The 21,772-nt window shown below is 73.0% G+C and carries 12 protein-coding genes; 6 read left to right on the top strand and 6 right to left on the bottom strand.

The features are described from left to right. A partial coding sequence (locus tag AB0P07_RS21180; protein ID WP_365552692.1) for a nitrate- and nitrite sensing domain-containing protein occupies positions 1-2,621 on the bottom strand: 2,621 nt, incomplete at its 3' end. A gap of 462 nt (positions 2,622-3,083) precedes the next feature. Between AB0P07_RS21180 and AB0P07_RS21175 the strand changes: the two genes are divergently transcribed. Beyond that, entirely contained in the window at positions 3,084-3,875 is a 792-nt protein-coding gene (locus tag AB0P07_RS21175; RefSeq protein WP_365552690.1) for a hypothetical protein, read from the top strand. Between the two features lie 21 nt (positions 3,876-3,896). Here the strand turns inward: AB0P07_RS21175 and AB0P07_RS21170 are convergent, their stop codons facing one another. Beyond that, positions 3,897-4,391 (bottom strand): MarR family transcriptional regulator, encoded by a 495-nt coding sequence (locus AB0P07_RS21170; RefSeq protein ID WP_061442572.1) that lies wholly within the window; start codon positions 4,389-4,391, stop codon positions 3,897-3,899. 259 nt (positions 4,392-4,650) lie between these two features. Between AB0P07_RS21170 and AB0P07_RS21165 the strand changes: the two genes are divergently transcribed. After that, positions 4,651-5,478 carry a lysozyme gene (locus AB0P07_RS21165; RefSeq protein ID WP_365552688.1) on the top strand — a complete coding sequence of 276 codons (828 nt, stop codon included), beginning with the start codon at positions 4,651-4,653 and terminating at the stop codon, positions 5,476-5,478. Between the two features lie 59 nt (positions 5,479-5,537). Here AB0P07_RS21165 and lon read toward each other — a convergent pair whose 3' ends face one another. Then, entirely contained in the window at positions 5,538-8,009 is a 2,472-nt protein-coding gene (gene lon, locus AB0P07_RS21160) for an endopeptidase La (protein WP_365552686.1), read from the bottom strand. Positions 8,010-8,193: 184 nt separating this feature from the next. On the opposite strand from lon, the gene AB0P07_RS21155 reads away from it, so the two are divergent. The 4 genes from AB0P07_RS21155 (at position 8,194) to AB0P07_RS21140 (ending at position 14,933) form a co-directional block, all read left to right on the top strand. Further along, positions 8,194-8,892 carry a spermidine synthase gene (locus AB0P07_RS21155; protein ID WP_365552684.1) on the top strand — a complete coding sequence of 233 codons (699 nt, stop codon included), beginning with the start codon at positions 8,194-8,196 and terminating at the stop codon, positions 8,890-8,892. Between the two features lie 113 nt (positions 8,893-9,005). Beyond that, complete coding sequence (locus AB0P07_RS21150) at positions 9,006-9,740, top strand: response regulator transcription factor (protein ID WP_365552682.1); 735 nt, start codon at positions 9,006-9,008, stop codon at positions 9,738-9,740. Continuing rightward, positions 9,737-10,861: an ATP-binding protein gene (locus AB0P07_RS21145; protein ID WP_365552680.1), complete on the top strand. Its 1,125-nt coding sequence runs from the start codon at positions 9,737-9,739 to the stop codon at positions 10,859-10,861. Before AB0P07_RS21150 ends, AB0P07_RS21145 begins: the two co-directional genes overlap by 4 nt. 280 nt (positions 10,862-11,141) lie before the next feature. Then, entirely contained in the window at positions 11,142-14,933 is a 3,792-nt protein-coding gene (locus AB0P07_RS21140; protein WP_365552678.1) for a multifunctional oxoglutarate decarboxylase/oxoglutarate dehydrogenase thiamine pyrophosphate-binding subunit/dihydrolipoyllysine-residue succinyltransferase subunit, read from the top strand. Between the two features lie 99 nt (positions 14,934-15,032). Here AB0P07_RS21140 and fxsT read toward each other — a convergent pair whose 3' ends face one another. From fxsT to AB0P07_RS21125, 3 genes are read right to left on the bottom strand one after another with little or no spacing between them, the layout of a single operon-like run. After that, the gene (fxsT, locus tag AB0P07_RS21135) at positions 15,033-18,479 is read right to left on the bottom strand and encodes an FxSxx-COOH system tetratricopeptide repeat protein (RefSeq protein ID WP_365552677.1); all 3,447 of its coding nucleotides are present in this window, start codon (positions 18,477-18,479) and stop codon (positions 15,033-15,035) included. Continuing rightward, entirely contained in the window at positions 18,476-19,798 is a 1,323-nt protein-coding gene (locus AB0P07_RS21130; protein WP_365552675.1) for a CHAT domain-containing protein, read from the bottom strand. Before AB0P07_RS21130 ends, fxsT begins: the two co-directional genes overlap by 4 nt. Further along, positions 19,791-21,767 (bottom strand): magnesium chelatase, encoded by a 1,977-nt coding sequence (locus AB0P07_RS21125; protein ID WP_365552673.1) that lies wholly within the window; start codon positions 21,765-21,767, stop codon positions 19,791-19,793. Before AB0P07_RS21125 ends, AB0P07_RS21130 begins: the two co-directional genes overlap by 8 nt. Between the last annotated feature and the right edge of the window lie 5 nt (positions 21,768-21,772).

Raw genomic sequence — 21,772 nt, 5'->3', positions numbered from 1 at the left:
CGTACGGCTTCCTCCGCCGACGCCACCAACGGGTCGGCGCCGGGCACCTGCGGGTCCGAGCCCGGGTCCGTGGGCGACACGGGCGACGTGTCCGGGCCCGGTGCGCCAAGTGACGCGTCCGTGTCCACCCCGGCGCGGCGTACGGCTTCCTCCGCCGACGCCACCAACGGGTCGGCGCCGGGCACCTGCGGGTCCGAGCCCGGGTCCGTGGGCGACACGGGCGACGTGTCCGGGCCCGATGCGCCAAGTGACGCGTCCGTGTCCACCCCGGCGCGGCGTACGGCTTCCTCCGCCGACGCCACCAACGGGTCGGTGTCGGGCTCCGGGCCGGGGCCGGCGTCCTTCGGGGCGTCCGGGTCCGCCTGTTCCGACTTCTCCGCCCGCCCGTGCAGGACGTTGGAGTTGGCCTCCGCGTCGGCGCCGGGCAGGGTGAAGGAGCCGGTGCCCTCGGAGACCGGCACGGTCGGGGCCAGCGCGGCCGGCGGGGCCGCCGCGAGCAGGGGGGCCGGGAGCACGACGACGGCGGCGACGCCGCCCTGCTTCTGCTCCCGCAGCCGCACCCGCGCCCCGTGCCGGTGAGCGAGCCGGGCGACGACGTAGAGGCCGAGGCCGAGACCGCCCTCGCCCTCCTCGCCCTCCCGCTCGTACGGCGCCTCCGGGTCGAAGTCGGTGAGGCGGGCATTGAGCCGCTGGAGGCGTTCGGTGGCCATGCCGATGCCCTCGTCCTGGACGGAGAGCATCACCTCGCCGTTCTCCAGCAGCCAGCCGGAGACCTCGACGGGCAGGTCCGGCGGCGAGAAGGAGGTGGCGTTCTCCAGAAGTTCGGCGAGCAGGTGGGAGAGGTCGTCGGCGGCGAACCCGGCCACGTGGGCGTGCGGCGGCAGTGCGGCGATGCGTACCCGCTCGTACCGCTCGATCTCGCTGACCGCGGCCCGGACCACGTCGACCAGCGGCACCGGCGAGGCGCTGTGCTGGACGTGCTCGGTACCGGCCAGGACGAGGAGGTTCTCGCTGTGCCGGCGCATGACGGTGGCGAAGTGGTCGAGCTTGAACAGGGTGGCGAGCCGGTCCGGGTCCTGCTCGCGCTCCTCCAGGCTCTCGATGACGGCGAGTTGCCGCTCGACCAGGCCGAGGGTGCGCAGCGCGAGGCTGACGAAGGTGGAGCCGATGCTCTTGCGCACCACCTCCAGCTGGGCGGCGGATTCGGCGAGTTCGGCGCGCAGTTCCTCGCGGGCGTCGGCCATCTTCTGCCGCTGGCCGACGAGGTGCTTGCGGTCGGACTCCAGCGTGGCGACGCGCCCGGCGAGCGTGGCGGCGTGCGTGTGCAGGGCGTTGACCGACCGGACGACCTGGGCGAACTCGTCGTTGCGGCCGGTGAAGGCGACCGGCTCCTCGGCCGTCGGGTCCTCCGCTCCGGCGAGCCGGGCCGAGCCGCGGCGCAGGACCGACAGCGGGCGGGTGAGGGTACGGGCCAGTGCGGTGGCGATGCCGACGGCGAGCAGAATCAGGGCGCCGAGGACGGCGATCCGGATCTCCAGCGCGGTGACGTCGTCGTCGCGCAGCTGCTCCAGGGCCTTGACGCGCTTCTCGTACAGGGCGGCCTCGGCGCCGCGCATGGCGTCGACGCGGGCGGAGAGCGCGGCGTCGAGGCGCTTGGTGCTGGTGCGCAGGTCGCCGTCGGAGAGCGTCGGCTCGTCGGTGAGGCCGGCGAGGTACTTCTCGGCGGAGTTGACGTCGGGTCCGGCGACGGTGGCGTCGAAGCTGCTCCGCGCCTCCTTGGGGGCGCCCTCGCGGAAGTCGGCGAGGGCGGCGTCGGAGCGGACCCGGGCCTGCTGGGCGGCCGCGGAGAGCGCGTCGCGCTGCTCGGCGTCGGCGTCCGAGGTGGTCGACGTCTCGGTGGGCAGGCCGGTGATCGGGTCGATGACGGTCTGGGTGGTGCTGGGCACGTTCAGGGCCGCGAGCAGCAGTCCCCGGGTGGCGGCGGCCTGCTGGACGGCGGTGTCCAGCTCGGCGAGGGCGTAGGCACCGGAGCCCGCGCGGGGCGGCATCTGTTCGCCCAGCTTCTCGGCCAGGGCGTGGAGTTCGGTGATCGCCTCCGAGTACGCCTCGTGGGCTTCCAGCGCCGTGCTCTTGCCGGTGAGTGCGGCCCGGCGCAGCGCGGCGACGGCGTCGAGGTCCTCGCGCAGGGAGGCGGGCGTGTCGGGGTCGGCGCGCAGTTCCTCGACCTGGCGGTCGACGCGGGCGCTGCGCTGCTCGGAGGGCGCCTTGGACTCGGGACGGCCGGCCGCGATGTACGGGGTGACCTCGTCGCGTTCGTCGGCGAGGGAGTGGGCGAGGGTGAGCGCGCCCTGGGTCTGCTCGGCGAGCGTCACCAGTTCCTGGGAGTCGTGCAGTTGGCCGGAGGCGGCCACGACCGACGGCGCTCCTGCCCCGGCGACGGCGGCTGCCACGACCGCCACGGCGACGATCAGGCGGTTGCGTACGTGGGTGGGGCGGCCCTTGCCGACGGGGGCCTGCGGCGGCGGAGGAGGGGTGGAGCTTCCGGCGGTGCCGGAGGTGTGCTCCGCGCTCCCCGCGGGGGCCGTCTGCTTGCCTGTGCGACGAGGCCGCGTCTTCTGCACCGGTGCTCGCATTCCTGACTCGTGTACCCGTGGGCCCGGGTGGCGCTCCGTCAACTGGCCGGTCGGGGGCGCGGGCACCCTCCGCCGGACGTCGGCACGTTCCCCGGCCGGCAGCGCGTCGGGCGGGGAGACCGTGTGAGCGGGGCAGGCCCCCCACCGATTCCCGACCCTCCCAGTGCCGGTGGGCGGTGAGCGCGCATCATCCGACCCGCCACCCGAAGGAGTGAACCCCGGAGGGGAGTTGAGGGGCAAGTTCTCCTGGCTCGTGCCGCACGGTCGCGCGGCAAGCCGGTTGGACGTCTGCGACGGGCGGTGGCACTATGTGCCGCCGCGCGCCGCCGCAGGATGGAATTCCCTCCCAAATCCGGCGCCTGACCTGCGTCGCCTCGCCGATTCCGGGAGAAGTCGCGGAAGGTGCCAGCCTTTTGCGAACGCTGTGAAGGGGTCGTGCAGACTGGCCGGATGCGTACGGAACTCGTCTCGGAACCAGGCCTGGCCGACCGGCCCAACGAGGACTTCGCGAGCGTCGGACTACCGGCCTCGGGGCAAGGCGGTTCACTCGTCGTGCTGGACGGCGTGACCCCACCCCGGACCGCGACGGGGTGTCTGCATTCCGTGCCCTGGTTCACGGCGCGCCTGGGTGGAGCGCTGACCGAACTGACCGTTTCACTCCCGGATCTTCCCCTCGCCGACGCCCTGTTCCGCGCCCTCGCTCGTACCGCGGCGGCCCACGGGGAAACCTGTGACCTTTCTCACCCGCGTACACCGCAGGCAACCGTGGTTCTCGCCCGCTGGTCCCCGGCCGCGGTCGAGTACCTCGTCCTGTCCGACTCGACCCTGCTCCTGGAGGCTCCGGACGGCACGCTCACGCCCGTCCTGGACGACCGGCTGGCCCGGCTGCCCCGCTCGGCCCTGGCGACCGACGCGATGATCGACGCCCGGCTGCGCAACAAGGAGGGCGGCTTCTTCACGGCGGCGGCCGATCCCGGGGTGGCGGCGCGGGCCGTGACGGGGACGCTGCCGCGCGAGGGGGTGCGGTCGCTGACGGCGCTGACGGACGGGGCCGCGCGGTGGGTGGAGACGTTCGGGGAGGGCGACTGGGCGGACTGCCTGGCGCTGGTCCGCAAGCAGGGCGCGCAGGCCCTGGTGGACCGGGTACGGGAGCTGGAGCGCGCGGACGCGGCGGGCGGCCGGGCGTTCCTCGGGCGCGGCAAGGCGCACGACGACGCGACGGTGGTCTACGCCGAGCTGTGAGAGGGGCGGAGCGCGCCGGTGCTACTTCTCCATTCCCCGGTTGAGTTCGTGCAGCAGCCGGGCCAGTTCGGTCACCTCGCGCGGGTCCCAGTCGGCGAGCCGGCGGGCGTACCGGGCGCGGCGGGCCTCCCGGACCCGGCCGACGCGTTCCTGGCCCTCGGGGGTGAGCTTGACCAGCCAGGCCCGTCCGTCGGCGGGGTCGGGCTCGCGGGCGACGAGGCCGAGTTCCTCCAGGGCGCGCAGCTGGCGGGACATCGTGGCCTTGCCGACGCCGATGAAGGCCGCGAGGTCGGTGGCGCGCTGGCCGCCGCACTCACCGAGCCGGACCAGCAGGCCGTACGCCGACGACTCCAGGTCGGGGTGGACCTCCCGGGCCATCTCGCCCTGGTTGGCCCGGGCCCGCCGCAGCAGGACCGTCATCTCCCGCTCCAGGGCCAGGAACTCCGGTTGGTTCACACCACTGCCGGACAGGTGGGATTCAGCTCCGCGACCGCCGCCGTTCCCGTCTTCGTGCACGTCAGCCCCTGCCTCGATTTTCCGGTCCTGAAAGTTTCCGCCACCGGGCGCCATCGCCGCAGCTCGCCAAGTATTTCGCAGGCTTAGACCAACGGCGGCTCCCGGCCCCTCTTCCCACCCCCGGTTCTACGTGCGTAGCGTCTTCACCGGACCCTCGAATGGCATGTGCACGCCATCCCGGTTTCCTCCCTGTCATCCATGGGTCCTCCCCACTCGCGCATCCCCCACCGAGCACCACCGAGCCATCGGAGGGCACGTCATGCTCGTGCACAGATCCGGACCGGCCCGCGGACGGCGTTTCGCCGTCACCGGGATCCTGCTCGCCGCGTTCTCCCTCGTGTTCACCCTTCCCGCCGACGCGTCGTCGTCCGCCGACGTCCCGCCGCGTGGCTCCGCCCACATGGGCATGGGCGTCGCGGCCCACGACGGCGAACACGGCACCCCGGTACCGGGCCGCGCCGTCCAGACCGAGGGCGTCGACGTCTCCAGCCACCAGGGCAACGTGGCCTGGTCGACCCTGTGGAACAGCGGCGTCAAGTGGGCCTACGCCAAGGCCACCGAGGGGACGTACTACACCAACCCCTACTTCGCCCAGCAGTACAACGGCTCCTACAACGTCGGCATGATCCGCGGCGCGTACCACTTCGCCACCCCGGACACGACGAGCGGCGCCACCCAGGCCAACTACTTCGTCGACCACGGCGGCGGCTGGTCCCGGGACGGCAAGACGCTGCCGGGCGCGCTCGACATCGAGTGGAACCCGTACGGCGCCGCCTGCTACGGCAAGTCGCAGAGCGGGATGGTGTCCTGGATCCGCGACTTCCTGAACACGTACAAGGCCCGTACCGGCCGGGACGCCGTGATCTACACGGCGACCAGCTGGTGGACCCAGTGCACCGGCAACTACGGCGGCTTCGCCTCGAACAACCCGCTGTGGATCGCCCGGTACGCCTCGACGGTGGGCACGCTGCCGGCCGGCTGGGGCTACTACACGATGTGGCAGTACACGTCGTCAGGACCGACGGTCGGCGACCACAACAAGTTCAACGGCGCGCTGGACCGCGTCCAGGCGCTCGCCACCGGCTGACGGGCCCGCAGGCACAGACGAAGGCCCGGACTCGGCGGAGTCCGGGCCTTCCCCTTTTCTCATCCGGCCGCGCCCTCCCCCAGTGCCGAAAGCCTGCGAGGTACCCCCGTCGCCGCGACCGGAACCTCACGCTCCGCACCGTTGGTCGCCGGTGCGAGCGCCAGTTCCAGCACCTGGCGGACGTCGGTGACGGCGTGGACGTCGAGCTTGTCCAGCACCTGGGCCGGGACGTCGTCCAGGTCGGGCTCGTTGCGCTTGGGGATGATCACCGTGGTGATCCCCGCCCGGTGCGCGGCGAGCAGCTTCTGCTTGACCCCGCCGATCGGCAGCACCCGCCCGGTCAGCGAGACCTCGCCGGTCATCGCCACGTCGGTGCGCACCAGCCGGCCGGACAGCAGCGAGGCGAGGGCCGTGGTCATGGTGACGCCGGCGCTCGGGCCGTCCTTGGGGACCGCGCCCGCCGGGAAGTGGATGTGCGCTCCCCGGTCCTTGAGATCCCCCACCGGCAGTTCCAGCTCGGCGCCGTGGCTGCGCAGGAAGCTCAGCGCGATCTGCGCCGACTCCTTCATCACGTCGCCCAGCTGACCGGTCAGGGTCAGCCCCGCGGCGCCGGTCTCCGGGTCGGCCAGCGACGCCTCGACGTACAGGACGTCGCCGCCCGCGCCGGTGACCGCGAGGCCGGTGGCCACGCCGGGCACCGCGGTACGCCGCTCGGCCGGGTCCTGGGCGGACTCGGGCACGTGGTGCGGCCGCCCGATCAAGGCCCGCAGGTCGGCGTCGGTGACGGTGAACGGCAGCTCCCGCTCGCCCAGCTCGTGCTGGGCCGCCACCTTGCGCAGCAGCCGCGCGATGGACCGCTCCAGGGTGCGCACGCCCGCCTCGCGGGTGTACTCGCCGGCCAGCTTGCGCAGCGCGCCCTCGTCGACGGTGACCTCGTCGGCGTCGAGGCCGGCCCGCTCCAGCTGGCGCGGGAGCAGGTGGTCACGGGCGATGACGACCTTCTCGTCCTCGGTGTAGCCGTCCAGGCGGACCAGTTCCATGCGGTCGAGCAGGGCCTCCGGAATGGCCTCCAGAACGTTGGCGGTGGCGAGGAAGACCACGTCGGACAGGTCCAGCTCGACCTCCAGGTAGTGGTCCCGGAAGGTGTGGTTCTGGGCCGGGTCCAGGACCTCCAGCAGGGCCGCGGCCGGGTCGCCCCGGAAGTCGGAGCCCACCTTGTCGATCTCGTCGAGCAGGACGACCGGGTTCATGGACCCCGCCTCCTTGATCGCCCGCACGATCCGGCCGGGCAGCGCGCCGACGTACGTACGCCGGTGGCCGCGGATCTCGGCCTCGTCGCGGACGCCGCCGAGGGCGACGCGGACGAACGTGCGGCCCATCGCGTGGGCGACGGACTCGCCGAGCGAGGTCTTGCCGACGCCGGGCGGGCCCACCAGGGCCAGGACGGCGCCGCCGCGCCGGCCGCCGACCACGCCGAGGCCCCGGTCGCCGCGCCGCTTGCGCACGGCCAGGTACTCGGTGATGCGCTCCTTCACGTCCTCCAGGCCCGCGTGCTCGGCGTCGAGCACGGACTGGGCGCCGCGGATGTCGTAGGCGTCCTCGGTGCGCTCGTTCCAGGGCATCTCCAGGACCGTGTCGAGCCAGGTGCGGATCCAGGAGCCCTCGGGCGACTGGTCGGAGGACCGCTCCAGCTTGTCGACCTCCTTGAGCGCGGCCTCGCGGACCTTCTCGGGCAGGTCGGCGGCCTCGACGCGGGCGCGGTAGTCGTCGGACTCCTCTCCCTCCTGCTCGCCGTTGATCTCGCGCAGCTCCTTGCGGACGGCCTCGAGCTGACGGCGCAGCAGGAACTCCCGCTGCTGCTTGTCGACGCCCTCCTGGACGTCCTTGGCGATGGTCTCGGCGACGTCCTGCTCGGCGAGGTGGTCGCGCAGCTGCTGGGTGGCGAGCTTGAGTCGGGCGACCGGGTCGGTGGTCTCCAGCAGCTCGACCTTCTGCTCGGTGCTGAGGAAGGGCGAGTAGCCGGAGTTGTCGGCGAGCGCGGACACGTCGTCGATGGCCTGGACGCGGTCGACGACCTGCCAGGCGCCGCGCTTGCGCAGCCAGGCGGTGGCGAGCGCCTTGTACTCCTTCATCAGCTCGGCCACCTGGCCGGGCAGCGGGTCGGGGACGGTCTCGTCGACGCGGGTGCCCTCGACCCAGAGCGCGGCGCCGGGGCCGGTGGTGCCGGCGCCGATGCGCACCCGGCCCCGGCCGCGGATCAGGGCGCCGGGGTCGCCGTCGGCCAGGCGGCCGACCTGCTCGACCGTGCCGAGGACGCCGGTGGCGGCGTGGGTGCCGTCGATGCGCGGGACGAGGAGGACGCGGGGCTTGCCGGGTTCGGACCTGGCGGCGGCCTGGGCGGCCTCCACCGCGGCCCGTACCTCGGCGTCGCTCAGGTCCAGGGGGACGACCATTCCGGGCAGGACCACTTCGTCGTCGAGCGGCAGCACGGGCAGGGTGAGCGGTGTGAAGGCGGCGGACTCAGCAGCCATGATCTCCCCTTCGGCAGTCAAGTTGAGTTACATCGACTCAATGAAAGGGGGTCCGTGATTGTTCCCCACGGGGTGTTCGCTCTCAGCGATCAAGGCTCCGGGCCTGTGCAGGCCGGTCACCCGTCGGGTCAGCACCCGCGGACCGTCCGGCATTCCGCCGCCCGGCGGGTGCCAGGATGGGCCGATGCCCCTCACTACCCACGACTTCCCCGAGGCCCCCGAGGTGCTGGACCGGCGCGACGGTCCGTACGGCGAGGTGGTCCTGCGCCGGCACGGGACGCTGTTGCAGATCATCGCGAACGGCTGCTTCCTGATGGACACCTCCGACGGACGTTCGGAGCGGCGTCTGATCGACGCGGCGGCCGACGCGCTGGCCGCCGACGGCGGGCGGACGGGGCCGCATCTGCTGGTCGGCGGACTCGGCGTCGGTTTCTCCCTGGTCCACGCGGCCGCCGATCCCCGCTGGGGCCGGACCGCGGTCGTCGAACGCGAGGGCGCCATCATCGACTGGCACCGCACCGGACCACTGGCCGCGCTCTCCGCCGACGCACTGGCCGATCCCCGCACGGAGATCGTCGAGGCGGACCTGGTCGCGTACGTCAATGAGACTTCCGACACGTACGACGCCCTGTGCCTGGACATCGACAACGGCCCCGGCTGGACCGTCACCGAGGGCAACGACGGCCTGTACGCGCCGTCCGGACTGGCGGGCTGCGCACGGCTGTTGAGGCCCGGCGGGGTGCTCGCCGTATGGTCCGCGCAGCCCTCTTCGGAATTCGAAGAAACCTTGCGTAATGCCGGTTTCCAGCAGGTGCGTACCGAAGAGATCCCCGTTGCCCGGGGCGTTCCGGACGTCGTGCACATCGGCGTCGGGCCTGGATAGCAAAGGCGCGGTGACTCCCCGTACGCTGCTGCCCTGACGCGGATCATTCAAGCGTCAAGCGCAGTCATGGGATCACCCCACGGATTCCGGAAAGCACACCTCAGGGGCGGGCGATGGAGCAGACACAGACCTCCCACAACGGCACGGCCACCCAGGGCGCCCAGCGCCGGGTCCTGGTGGTCGAGGACGATCAGACGATCGTGGACGCCATCGCGACCCGCCTGCGCGCCGAGGGGTTCCTGGTGCAGACGGCGGGCGACGGTCCGTCCGCCGTCGACACGGCCGAGGCGTGGCAGCCCGACCTCCTCATCCTCGACATCATGCTGCCCGGCTTCGACGGCCTGGAGGTCTGCCGCCGCGTGCAGGCCCAGCGGCCGGTGCCGGTGCTGATGCTCACCGCGCGCGACGACGAGACGGACATGCTGGTCGGCCTCGGCGTCGGCGCCGACGACTACATGACCAAGCCGTTCTCCATGCGCGAGCTGGCCGCCCGCGTGCACGTGCTGCTGCGGCGGGTGGAGCGGGCCGTGGTGGCCGCCTCCACCCCGCGCAGCGGCATCCTGCGCCTGGGCGAGCTGGAGATCGACCACGCGCAGCGCCGGGTGCGGGTGCGCAGCGAGGACGTCCACCTCACGCCGACCGAGTTCGACCTGCTGGTCTGCCTGGCGAACACCCCGCGCGCGGTGCTCTCCCGCGAGCAGCTGCTCGCCGAGGTGTGGGACTGGGCGGACGCCTCCGGCACCCGGACCGTGGACAGCCACATCAAGGCGCTGCGCCGGAAGATCGGCGCCGAGCGCATCCGCACCGTGCACGGCGTGGGCTACGCGTTGGAGACGCCGACGTCATGAGCCGGGGACGGGAAGCCGCGCGGAGGAGCCCCGGCCCCCGCAGAACCGGGGATCCCTGGGGTGGCGTACGCCCGTTCTCGATCAAGACCAAGCTGGGCGCGCTGGTCGTCACGTCGGTGCTGATCACCACCGGCCTGTCGGTGATAGCGGTGCACACCAAGACCGAGCTGCGCTTCATCACGGTGTTCTCGATGATCGCCACGCTGCTGATCACGCAGTTCGTGGCGCACTCGCTGACCGCGCCGCTGGACGAGATGAACGCGGTCGCCCGCTCCATCTCGCACGGCGACTACACCCGGCGGGTGAGTGAGAACCGCCGCGACGAGCTGGGCGCCCTGGCCGTCACCATCAACCGCATGGCCGACGACCTGGAGGCCCAGGACCTCCAGCGCAAGGAGCTGGTGGCGAACGTCTCGCACGAGCTGCGCACCCCCATCGCGGGCCTGCGCGCGGTGCTGGAGAACATCGTCGACGGGGTCACCGAGGCCGACCCGGAGACCATGCGCACGGCGCTCGGGCAGACCGAGCGGCTCGGCCGGCTGGTGGAGACGCTCCTCGACCTCTCCCGCCTGGACAACGGCGTCATACCGCTGCGCAAGCGGCGCTTCGAGGTGTGGCCGTACCTCGCGGGCGTGCTGAAGGAGGCCAACATGGTGGCGTCGGCCCGCGCGGGCATCGCCTCCGGCTCCGGCAGCCACACCCGCACCGACGTCCATCTGGCCCTCGACGTCTTCCCCGCGGACCTGACCGCGCACGCCGACCCCGAGCGCATCCACCAGGTGGTCGCCAATCTCATCGACAACGCCGTCAAGCACAGCCCGCCGCACGGCCGCGTCACCGTCCGGGCCCGGCGCGGCGAGCTGCCCGAGTCGCTGGAGCTGGAGGTGCTCGACGAGGGGCCGGGCATCCCGCGCTCGGAGTGGCGCCGGGTGTTCGAGCGGTTCAACCGGGGTTCGGTGTCGCGGCCGCACGGTCCGGGCAGCGACGGAGGCACCGGTCTGGGGCTCGCGATCGCGCGCTGGGCGGTGGATCTGCACGGTGGCCGGATCGGAGTGGCCGAATCCGAGCGGGGCTGCCGGATTCTCATCACTCTTCCGGGCCTGCCGTCGCGGTCCGGTTGACGTAGGGTTCGAAGCGGAGCATCAAGATCCACCGCATCCGCGCTGGCGGACACGTGTGATCAGGCGCAGGCCCGCGTTTTCGAGGCGCCGGGCCGCGGTCTCCCCATCCCTCACGCAGCGGAACCTCGCTTGTTTCCCGCCATTTCCAGCGCCGAAACGCGGTCTGCGATGTGACTTACGCGACGATGAACGGGCCCGGTCTGACCTTCGGGGTCGTCAAGGCGTAGCCTTGATTCCCGCTGTCCACCATCTTGTGAAGCGGAAGAGGGCGGTTCTCGCCGTGTCGCCACAGTCCCCCAGTAACTCGAGCATCTCGACCGACACCGACCAAGCGGGCACCGCGGGAAAGAACCCCGCGGCCGCGTTCGGTGCCAATGAGTGGCTCGTCGACGAGATCTATCAGCAGTACCTCCAGGACCCGAACTCCGTGGACCGAGCCTGGTGGGACTTCTTCGCCGACTACAAGCCCGGAGCGGCGGCCCAGCCGACCTCCGGCGCGGTGACCACGGACTCCGGCAGCACGCCGCAGGCCGCGCCCGCCCCGCAGGCGCAGGCGTCCGCCCCCGCCCAGCCGAAGGCGGCCGCGCAGCCCGCCGCCGCGCCCGCCGCTCCGGCGGCGAAGCCCGCCGCCGCCCCGGCCAAGCCCGCCGCCAAGCCGCAGGCGAAGGCCGCCGCGCCCGCCAAGGACGCCGGCGCCGCCCCCGAGGGCCCCGAGCTGGTGACCCTGCGCGGCCCGGCCGCCGCGGTCGCGAAGAACATGAACGCCTCGCTGGAGCTGCCCACGGCCACGTCCGTGCGCGCGGTCCCGGTGAAGCTGCTGTTCGACAACCGCATCGTCATCAACAACCACCTCAAGCGCGCCCGGGGCGGGAAGATCTCCTTCACGCACCTGATCGGCTACGCGATGGTGCAGGCCATCAAGGCCATGCCGTCGATGAACCACTCGTTCGGCGAGAAGGACGGCAAGCCGACCCTGGTCAAGCCGGCCCACATCAACCTCGGCCTCGCCATCGACCTGGTCAAGCCCAACGGCGACCGCCAGCTGGTCGTCGCGGCGATCAAGAAGGCCGAGACGCTGAACTTCTTCGAGTTCTGGCAGGCCTACGAGGACATCGTCCGTCGCGCCCGCGACAACAAGCTGACGATGGACGACTTCACCGGCGTCACGGTCTCCCTGACCAACCCCGGCGGCCTCGGCACCGTCCACTCGGTGCCGCGCCTGATGCCCGGCCAGTCGGTCATCCTGGGCGTCGGCTCCATGGACTACCCGGCGGAGTTCCAGGGCACCAGCCAGGACACCCTGAACAAGCTCGGCATCTCGAAGGTCATGACGCTCACGTCGACCTACGACCACCGGGTCATCCAGGGCGCCGCCTCCGGCGAGTTCCTGCGCCAGGTCGCCAACCTGCTCCTCGGCGAGAACGGCTTCTACGACGAGATCTTCAAGGCGCTGCGCATCCCCTACGAGCCGGTCCGCTGGCTCAAGGACATCGACGCCTCGCACGACGACGACGTCACCAAGGCCGCCCGCGTCTTCGAGCTGATCCACTCCTACCGGGTGCGCGGCCACGTCATGGCCGACACCGACCCGCTGGAGTACCAGCAGCGCAAGCACCCCGACCTGGACATCACCGAGCACGGGCTCACCCTGTGGGACCTGGAGCGCGAGTTCGCGGTCGGCGGCTTCGCCGGCAAGTCCCTGATGAAGCTGCGCGACATCCTCGGCGTGCTGCGCGACTCGTACTGCCGCACCACCGGCATCGAGTTCATGCACATCCAGGACCCGAAGCAGCGCAAGTGGATCCAGGACCGCATCGAGCGCTCGCACACCAAGCCGGAGCGCGAGGAGCAGCTGCGCATTCTGCGCCGCCTGAACGCCGCCGAGGCGTTCGAGACGTTCCTGCAGACCAAGTACGTCGGCCAGAAGCGGTTCTCCCTGGAGGGCGGCGAGTCCGTCATCCCGCTGCTGGACGCGGTCATCGACTCGGCGGCCGAGTCCCGCCTGGACGAGGTCGTCATCGGCATGGCCCACCGCGGCCGGCTGAACGTGCTGGCCAACGTGGTCGGCAAGTCGTACGCGCAGATCTTCCGCGAGTTCGAGGGCAACCTCGACCCGAAGTCGATGCACGGCTCCGGCGACGTGAAGTACCACCTGGGCGCCGAGGGCACCTTCACCGGCCTGGACGGCGAGCAGATCGCGGTCTCGCTGGTCGCCAACCCCTCGCACCTGGAGGCGGTGGACCCGGTCCTGGAGGGCGTCTCGCGCGCCAAGCAGGACATCATCAACAAGGGCGGCACGGACTTCACCGTCCTGCCGGTGGCGATCCACGGCGACGCGGCCTTCGCGGGCCAGGGCGTGGTGGCCGAGACCCTGAACATGTCGCAGCTGCGGGGCTACCGCACCGGCGGCACGGTCCACGTCGTCATCAACAACCAGGTCGGCTTCACCGCCGCCCCGGAGTCCTCCCGCTCGTCCATGTACGCCACCGACGTGGCCCGCATGATCGAGGCCCCTATCTTCCACGTGAACGGCGACGACCCGGAGGCCTGCGTCCGCGTGGCGCGGCTCGCCTTCGAGTTCCGCCAGGCGTTCAACAAGGACGTCGTGATCGACCTCATCTGCTACCGCCGCCGCGGTCACAACGAGACCGACAACCCGGCCTTCACCCAGCCGCTGATGTACGACCTGATCGACAAGAAGCGCTCGGTGCGCAAGCTGTACACCGAGTCCCTCATCGGTCGCGGCGACATCACCCTGGAAGAGGCCGAGCAGGCGCTGCAGGACTACCAGGGCCAGCTGGAGAAGGTCTTCACCGAGGTCCGCGAGGCCGTCTCGCAGCCGGCGTCCGCGGAGCCCGCGGAGCCGCAGGCGGAGTTCCCGGTCGCCGTGAACACCGCGATCACCGCCGAGACCGTCAAGCGGATCGCCGAGTCCCAGGTCAACATCCCCGACCACATCACCGTGCACCCGCGGCTGCTGCCGCAGTTGCAGCGCCGCGCGGCGATGGTCGAGGACGGCACGATCGACTGGGGCATGGGCGAGACGCTCGCCGTCGGCTCCCTCCTGCTGGACGGCGTGCCGGTCCGGCTGACCGGCCAGGACTCGCAGCGCGGCACCTTCGGCCAGCGCCACGCGGTCGTCATCGACCGTGAGACGGGCGACGAGTTCACCCCGCTGCTGTACCTGTCCGAGGACCAGGCCCGGTACAACGTCTACAACTCCCTGCTCTCCGAGTACGCGGTGATGGGCTTCGAGTACGGCTACTCGCTGGCCCGCCCGGACGCGCTGGTGATGTGGGAGGCGCAGTTCGGCGACTTCGTCAACGGCGCGCAGACGGTCGTGGACGAGTTCATCTCCTCGGCCGAGCAGAAGTGGAACCAGACCTCTGGCGTCACCCTCCTGCTCCCGCACGGCTACGAGGGCCAGGGCCCGGACCACTCCTCGGCCCGCCCCGAGCGGTTCCTGCAGCTGTGCGCGCAGAACAACATGACGGTCGCGATGCCGACCCTGCCGTCGAACTACTTCCACCTCCTGCGGTGGCAGGTGCACAACCCGCACCACAAGCCGCTGGTGGTCTTCACCCCGAAGTCGATGCTGCGCCTGAAGGCGGCGGCCTCGAAGGCGGAGGAGTTCACGACGGGTCAGTTCCGCCCGGTCATCGGCGACGACTCGGTCGACCCGGCCGCCGTCAAGAAGGTCGTCTTCACCGCCGGCAAGGTCTACTACGACCTGGACGCCGAGCGGAAGAAGCGCGGCCTGACGGACACGGCGATCATCCGCATCGAGCGCCTGTACCCGCTGCCGGGCGCCGAGCTCCAGGCGGAGATCGCCAAGTACCCGAACGCCGAGAAGTACCTGTGGGCCCAGGAGGAGCCGGCGAACCAGGGTGCCTGGCCGTTCATCGCGCTCAACCTGATCGACCACCTGGACCTGGCGGTCGGCGCCGACGTCCCGCACGGCGAGCGTCTGCGCCGCATCTCGCGCCCGCACAGCTCGTCCCCGGCCGTCGGTTCCGCCAAGCGGCACCAGGCCGAGCAGGAGCAGCTGGTCCGCGAGGTGTTCGAGGCGTGAGCCTCTGACGCCGCCCACGGCCGCGACGCCGAAGGGCCCGGCCCCGGAGAGTTCCGGGGCCGGGCCCTTCGGCGTTCCCCGGCGCACGCGGGTGCCCGGTCAGGTGCGCTGGGGTTCGAAGTCCCAGAACGGAGCACGCCGGGCACGGGCGGACAGGGTGCGCGGGTGCTGGGGGCCGAGGACGGCGACCAGTCCCTCCAGGGCCTGGCTCTGCACGGCGTCGGCCTGCCCGCGCCGACCACGCACGCGCAGTTCGGCCGCGAGGGCCACCTCTGCGAAGCGCGTGAATGGATGGGTGGATCCGAGGACTCGCGCCGCCGTGCCGGCCGTGTCCCGGCTCAGGGCGAGGGCACGGTCCGCGTCTCCGGCGTCCCCGTGCAGGATCGCCGCGTTGAGCGCGCAGCCCAGCGTCCAGGGGTGGTCGCGGCCCACGGCGGCGTCCATGTCGGCCAGCGCGGCGTCGGCGAGGGCAGGTGCCCGGTCGTGCTCGCCCGCCCGGTGCAGCAGCAGGGCGTGGTTGGCGCGGGCGCCCGCGGCGTAGGGGTGGCCGGCGGTGAGCGTCTCCTCGTAGCGGCCGACGACGCGCTCGCTCAGCGCCCGGGCCAGGTCCAGGTCGCCGTGCTCCCGGGCGAGGCAGCTCCGGCCGGCGAGGAGCATCAGCACCAGCGGGTCGCTGTCGCCGAGCACCCGCTCACCCAGTTCCAGCGCCTGGCCGACGTGGTGGGCCGCCTCGCCGGTGTCGCCCACGGCGTAGTGGCACAGCGCAAGGTTGTGCGCGGCGAGCAGCGTCTGCCGGTTGTGGGCGCCCAGCGTCTCGCGCGCCAGCCCCCAGTTGGCGTCCTGCCTCGACAGGGCCTCCTCGTGGCGGCCGAGCAGTCGGAGGTCGACGGCGCACGCGGTCTCCGAACTCAGCGTCCACGGGTGCCGGTCCCCGAGCAGCCGACGGCGATCCCGGAGGGTGGGCAGGTCGACACTCAGGGCGTCTTCGTAGCGGCCCAGCAGCCGCAGTGAGACGGCCACGTTGTTCCGTGCGTTCAGGGTGCGGGTGTCCTGGTCGCCGAGGAGTTCGCGGTACGTGCCGTGCACCCGCTGTGAGATCTCCAGCGCCTCCGCGTAGTGCCCGAGGCCGCGCAGGTCGGCGGCCAGTCCGCCGAGGGCCCGCAGCAGGTCGGGGTCGCGTTCCCCGCGCTGCTCGCTCAGGTGCCGGACGGCCGCCCGCTCGATCTCCATCGTGCGGTGGAAGTCCCCGGCCGCGCGCAGCAGGTTGGCGTAGTGATAGGTCAGTTCCCAGACGAGGGGGTGCTGGTCGCCGAGGAGCGAACGCCAGATCCGGGTGGCGTGGCCGCCGAGCCGCACGCCCGCTCCGTACTCGCCCGACAGGTACAGGTAGCGCAGGCAGTCGAGGACCAGTGTCTGCACGGCCTCGTCGGTGGTCGCGAGGACGTCGGCGTACTTCAGGTGCGGCACGATCTCGGCATACCTGGGCCACTGTTCGGGGGCCGCGGGCCGGCCGCGGCCGGCCGCGGCCAGTGCCCGCCGTACGACGCCGACGAGTTCGCACCGGATCTCTTCCGGCATGGCCTGGTGCGCCATCTGGTGGACGACCCGGTGCACGTACAGGTTCTCGCGCTCCGCTTCCGCCGGGTCCGGTTCCACCCGGACGAGGGAGTGCCTGTGCAGGTGACCGAGGGCCCGGTCCCAGCGCCGCGGGTCGCTCAGCAGTCCGGCCACAGAGTCGGGCAGCCCGTCGTGCGGCATGCTCCGCAGCAGGTGGACGGGGACGAGGCCCGGGGCGAAGAAGGTGCACAGCCGGAGCAGGACGACGGACTCCGGGGCGGTCTCGCGCAGTTCGGCCAACAGGATCGACCAGGCCGTCCGGAAGGCCGGCGGGAAGTCCTCCGACACGTTCCGCGCCTCGCCGTCGGTACCGTCGCCGTCCGCCAGCAGGGCCAGGTACTCGTCCACCGAACGGTCCGAGTCGTTCAGCCAGCCCACCGTCTGGGCGAGCAACAGCGGCAGGTCGCCCAGGGCGTCGGCGAGCCGGTCGGCCTCGGCCGGTGTCGGACCGGGCGCGCGGCGGCGGATGAAGGCGATCGACTCGTCACGGGTGTACACGGGGACTTCGAGCAGTCCGCTGCCGTAGCGGCCCCACTCCGGGTTCCGCGAGGAGACCAGGACGTGTCCCGGGCCCGTCGGCACCAGGTCCTCGATCTCCTCGGGCTCGTCGGCGCCGTCCAGGACCAGCAGCCACCGGGAGCAGGGCTCGCCGCGGCGCAGCGCGTCCCGCACCGCGCGCAGCCGCTCCCCGTACTCCTGGCCAGTCCGCAGGCCCAGTCTGGGGGCGAGTTCGGCCAGCTGGCGGCGGCAGTCGGCCCGGTCCTGCGCGTTGACCCACCAGACCACGTCGTACTCGGGGCCGAGCCGGTGCGCGTACTCGGCGGCGAGCTGCGTCTTGCCCACTCCCGACATGCCGTGCAGCGTCAGCATCCCCGTGCCCGGCCGCGCACCGCCCAGCAGGTCGTGGATCTCGTCCAGCAGGGTCTCACGACCGGTGAAGCGGGTGTTGCGACGCGGCACGGCGCCCCACACCCCCGGCGCGTCCGCCGGAAACCGGGGCCCGGTCCTGGCCTCGGCTTCCTCGGTGACCGGCTCGGTCGGCAGGCCGAGCCGGTCCAGCAGGCTCCGCTCGGCCTCCTCGGCGCTCAGGCCGTGGAGGGCGACGGGCGCCAGCAGGGAGACCTCCGAGGGGAGCGTGGCCCCGGTGACCGACACGGCCGCGAACCGGGCCGGGTTGGGGGCGACGACCTCACGCAGAACCGCGTTCCACTCCTCGTGCTGGTGCGTGCCGTCGCCGAAGTAGGGGGCGTTCAGGATGAGCAGGGCCCGCCCGGGCGCGAGGGTCAGGTCGCGCAGCAGGGCCGCCGGGGGGACATCTGCCGGTGAACCACGGCGCAGCGGCACCACCCGCACCCCACGCCGCTCCAGCCGGTCCCCGATCCAGGCCGCCCAGGCCCGGTCGAGACCGGCGAAGCTGATCGTGACCGTCTGCCGGTCCGGGTCGGGACGCACGGTGGCCAGGGACGGGCGGGGCAGGGGCCTCCGGGGGAGGTTCGGCGCCGTCGGTCCGCCCCGGGCCAGTGCGGCCGCGGCGCCGGTGGCCGCGTGGATCTCGCAGCGCAGCTCCGCCTTGCGGACCGGCACGCCCCACTGGTTGCTGACGGTCAGCCAGAGCGAAGCGGGTCCGAGGTCCGTGCCCGCGGAGACCCGGAACCGCGCGGGTCCGTAGGTGCCGCCGAAGCGGTGCAGGACGACGTTCGGTTCGCCCAGGGCGGAGCAGTCCAGGTGCGGGGCACCGTCCAGGGTGACGGTGAAGGTGAACTCCTCCTCGGGGTGGGGCCACTGGGCCGGCGCGCCGTCCGCGGAGGAGAGGGGGCCGCGCAGATCGACGGTGACGAGGTAGTCGGCCCCCGCCTCCGCCTGCCGGGGCCACGCGACGACGGGCTCGATCAGCAGCGGTTGCCCGGCCGACCGTCCGGCGGCGCTCACCGGCCACCTCCCCCCTCGGTGCCGAGCGCGTCCACCGCGGTGAGCCGCAGCGCCGTCCCCGGATGCCCGTAGTAGTGGAACATGAACGCGTACAGGAGCCGCAGTACCCGTTTCTGGCCGACGACGTCGACCTGTCCGTCATCGTTGCGGACCCGGGGCAGCTCCGCCAGGGACCCGAACTCCTCCAGTGCCCGCACCCGGAAGTCCCGCAGCGTCCGCACCACCGGACGGCGCGGGTGCTCGGCCACCTCGCGCACCAGGCGCCGCGCCATCGCCCGGGCCTCCAGGTCACCGACCTTCCCGGAACTGACGATGCAGCCGCCCGCGCCCTTGCGCAGGAACAGCTCCGCGAATCCGCGCAGCGCCTCCTCCCCCTGGGCCCTGTTGTCCACGAACCGGCCGGAGTCGCAGGCGTTGAGGCAGACCAGCGAGCCGTCCCGGCGCAGCACCGACATCGACTCGCCGTTCAGCTCGGCCCAGGTGCGATCACCGAGTGTGAGGCCCGGCACGGCCTCGCCGTAGGTGCCGTGACAGCCCAGGTAGACCAGTCCGGTGCGGTCGTTCTGGCTGTCGAGGTCTCTGAGGAAGGGCGTCATGCGCGGGTGCAGCCGGTGCGCGTACGAGGTGAAGACACGGCCGTCCTCCGCCATGTCCTGGTGGAGGTAGCCGAGCACCCGGCCATGGCAGTCCCCGGTCTCGGCGGGCAGGCCGCCTTGGCTGAGGTCGCGCACGGTGGTCCAGCGGGCCACGGCGACCAGCGCCCCCAACGGGCCACCCGCCAGGCCGACCGCGGCGTCCCCGGGCAGCAGGAGCAGCTCCCAGGGCAGGTCGTATCCGGTGTCGTCCCACACGACCAGCCGCAGGCCGTCGCCGTGCCGGGCGCGGATCCGATTGATCCAGCCTGCGAGTTCGTACTGGTTGTCCGACCACAGGCGGATACCCCGCAGCACCTCCGAGGGGTAGTGCCCCTCGCCGTCCTGCCGCAGCCGGGCGAGGCTGACGGCGGGAGCGGGTCGGCGGGTGGGCCCGGCCGCGCAGCTCACCGACAGGTCGCCGCACCAGCCCTGCAGCCGGTATCCCGGCAGTCCGTCGGCCCCGTCGGCGCGAAGGACGCGCAGCACGGCGAAGCCGTCCTCCAGGCGCGCGCCGGTCCGTGCGTCGGTGCCGCCGAGTCCGGCGGGCGGCTCCTGGGCGCGGCGCAGGTTCAGCACCGAAGTGGCGGGGCGGCGGGCCACGGCCTTCAGTCCCGGCAGGGCCGCCCGGAGTCCGGCGGTGCCGTTGCCCGGGAGTCTGCGGGTCCCACGGCGCGGATCACTCACCGGCGGCCTCCGCGCCGGGCGCGTGGCGCCCGTCGACGACGATCGCCCCGAGCCTGTCGGCGAGGACGTACGGCAGGTCGCCGTACGGTTCCCGGCCCGGGTCGACGACCGCCACGTGCAGCCGCGTCCGGTCCATGGCGCCGATCCGGGCGGCGGCCTCCACCGCGTCCTCGACCCCTGCGGCGGCGACGGGGCCGGCGAGCCGTCCGGTGTGACTGCCCCGCAGCGGAACGTTGCCGCGGCCGTCGGTCACGACCACCAGCCACGCCTCCGCCGGCCCGGTGCCCTGCCTGCGCAGCAGCCGGCGCAGCGTGTGCGCCGCGAGTTCGACTCCGTGGGCGAGCGGCGTCGCCCGCCCTGCCCGCCGGTTCAGCGCGCCCGGCACCCGGGGGTCCAGGACACCGCGGGCCGTGAAGGACCCCGCGCGCAGTTCGTCGGCCGCGTCCGCCGCGCCGACCTCGATCACCTGCACCCCGGCCCGGCTCGTGTACGCCCACTGCAGGAAGGGGGCGAGGACCTCAGGCCAGTTTCCGTCCCCGGTGCCGCCCCGGCAGGTGTGGTCCAGGAGCAGTACCAGGACTCGCTCGGGGGCGGCGGCGCGCACGTTGCTGTGCAGATCGACGGGCAAGACGGTGAACCGTTCGGCGCCCCGGGCCCGTTGGTGCACGGCGGCCTCGCGCACCGTGCGGACGTGGGCGATGTCCCGCAGACCCGTGGCGCGACGGGTGCCGATCACGGTGCCTCGGGTGGAGACCGGCCCGGTGGTGCGCCGCCGGGGACCGCTCAGCGGCACGGCGTCCCGCGCCGCAGCCGGCTCGTCCTCCGGGTAGGGGCTCCCCTCGGCCGGGGAGAGCCCGGCTCCGGCTGCGGTGCCGATTCCCTCGGCGGGTCCGGTGTCCAGCAGCCCCCGGTCGCCCTCGTGCGTCCGGAGTCGCCCGTCCCCGTCGGCGGCGCGACGTTCCGGGAGGGTGCCGGGCGGCCCCGACGGTTCCGACGCCGGGCCGGACGGCTCCGGGCCGCTCTCCGGGCGGCCCGGCGCGCTCCGAGGCACGGCCACCCCGATGAGCCGGGCCGCGGCGTCGCTGTCGTCGGCCGAGGCCGACGGGCGGCCGCGCAGCGCCGCCAGTGTGCGGGCGAGCCGCAGGAGGGCCAGCTCCCGGCGGACCCCGGCGTCGGGCCCGAGCAGCTCCCGTGCCCGGACGATCGCCGTGTCGCCGACGGGCACGGGCCGGATGCCTCCTTCGGCCGCCGAACGCCAGGCGGCCGGGAGCCCCGCGAACAGTTCCTCGCGCGTCTCCCCCTCGCTCGCCACCCCCGCCTGCGGTCCCGGTCCTGGATCCAAGAGCGCCTCGCGCAGGCCGGGCAGCCGCAGCCCCGCCACCGACAGTCGCACGGCGAACCGGTCCAGCAGGTGCCGGCTGACCCGTCCCACGTCGGCGCTGCGGCATACGCCCAGCCAGCGGGCCCGGGGCCGGACCGTCCGGCGCGGTCCGCCGCGTTCGACGGCCACGACGTCGGCGCCGAGCAGCTGCACCGCGGCGCGCATCCCGGCGACGCTCAGCCGCGCGAGGTCGGGCACCACGACCAACGGCGGCGCTCCGTCGGCGTCGTCCCCCTCGGTCAAGGGGCCGGGTTCGGTGCGGACGGTGATGCCGTGCTCGCCGCCGCGGATCCTGGTGCGGGTCCACAGGTCCTCGTCCCGGTCCGAGGCACCCAGTACGAGCGGTGGGCGCGCCGGTTCGGCGGCTCCGGCGAGGACGGCGCCGAACAGCCGGGCGACCGGGTCGACGAGCCGGGGATCCAGGTCCAGGAGCAGGATCCCGGAGAGAGCCGGATCGGCCGTCGCGCAGACCAGTGCGAGACCGAGCCGCTGCGCCGGGTCGTCGAGCGGGACCGCTCCGGTGCGGGCGGTGCCGCTCTCCGGCGGTGGGTCGGGCGACGTGGGCGGGAGGGGCGGGACGGATGCCATCTTGG

Source organism: Streptomyces sp. NPDC085944 (assembly GCF_040686295.1).
Taxonomy (GTDB): Bacteria; Actinomycetota; Actinomycetes; order Streptomycetales; family Streptomycetaceae; genus Streptomyces; species Streptomyces salinarius.
The sequence above is the reverse complement of the archived record's forward strand: the minus strand, read 5'-3'. Positions and strand labels throughout refer to the sequence as shown.

What these genes read in the sequence shown, in the direction of transcription:
- AB0P07_RS21165 (WP_365552688.1), top strand. Translation starts at nt 4,651, where the DNA reads ATGCTCGTGCACAGATCCGGACCGGCCCGCGGACGGCGTTTCGCCGTC.
- AB0P07_RS21155 (WP_365552684.1), top strand. Translation starts at nt 8,194, where the DNA reads ATGCCCCTCACTACCCACGACTTCCCCGAGGCCCCCGAGGTGCTGGAC.
- AB0P07_RS21175 (WP_365552690.1), top strand. Translation starts at nt 3,084, where the DNA reads ATGCGTACGGAACTCGTCTCGGAACCAGGCCTGGCCGACCGGCCCAAC.
- AB0P07_RS21125 (WP_365552673.1), bottom strand. Translation starts at nt 21,767, where the DNA reads ATGGCATCCGTCCCGCCCCTCCCGCCCACGTCGCCCGACCCACCGCCG.
- AB0P07_RS21150 (WP_365552682.1), top strand. Translation starts at nt 9,006, where the DNA reads ATGGAGCAGACACAGACCTCCCACAACGGCACGGCCACCCAGGGCGCC.
- AB0P07_RS21145 (WP_365552680.1), top strand. Translation starts at nt 9,737, where the DNA reads ATGAGCCGGGGACGGGAAGCCGCGCGGAGGAGCCCCGGCCCCCGCAGA.
- lon (WP_365552686.1), bottom strand. Translation starts at nt 8,009, where the DNA reads ATGGCTGCTGAGTCCGCCGCCTTCACACCGCTCACCCTGCCCGTGCTG.